Source organism: Actinospica acidithermotolerans (assembly GCF_018139625.1).
GTDB lineage: Bacteria > Actinomycetota > Actinomycetes > Streptomycetales > Catenulisporaceae > Actinospica > Actinospica acidithermotolerans.
Map to the genome: position 1 here is coordinate 1 of NZ_JAGSOH010000370.1, position 428 is coordinate 428.

Consider the following 428-nt stretch of genomic DNA (forward strand, 5'->3'; position numbering starts at 1 on the left):
GGAGAAAAACATGAAAAAAAGAGGGGCGTTTTTAGGGCTGTTGTTGGTTTCTGCCTGCGCATCAGTTTTCGCTGCCAATAATGAAACCAGCAAGTCGGTCACTTTCCCAAAGTGTGAAGGTCTGGATGCTGCCGGAATTGCCGCGAGCGTAAAACGTGATTACCAACAAAATCGCGCGGCGCGCTGGGCTGATGATCAAAAAATTGTCGGTCAGGCCGACCCCGTGGCATGGGTCAGTTTGCAGGACATTCAGGGGAAAGATGATAAATGGTCAGTACCGCTAACCGTGCGTGGTAAAAGTGCCGATATTCATTACCAGGTCAGCGTGGACTGCAAAGCGGGAATGGCGGAATATCAGCGGCGTTAATGGCTTCTGATAATTCGATTGACCGTTGGCGGATACGGCGCGAGTGCCTTGTCCGCCCTAC

Annotated in this window: 1 protein-coding gene; it reads left to right on the forward strand. The window is 51.6% G+C overall.

Translation table 11 applies throughout. From position 1 onward, the window contains the following. Positions 1–10: 10 nt before the first annotated feature. Positions 11–367: a protein YebF gene (yebF, locus tag KDK95_RS39005; RefSeq protein WP_212522661.1), complete on the forward strand. Its 357-nt coding sequence runs from the start codon at positions 11–13 to the stop codon at positions 365–367. Positions 368–428: the final 61 nt, after the last annotated feature.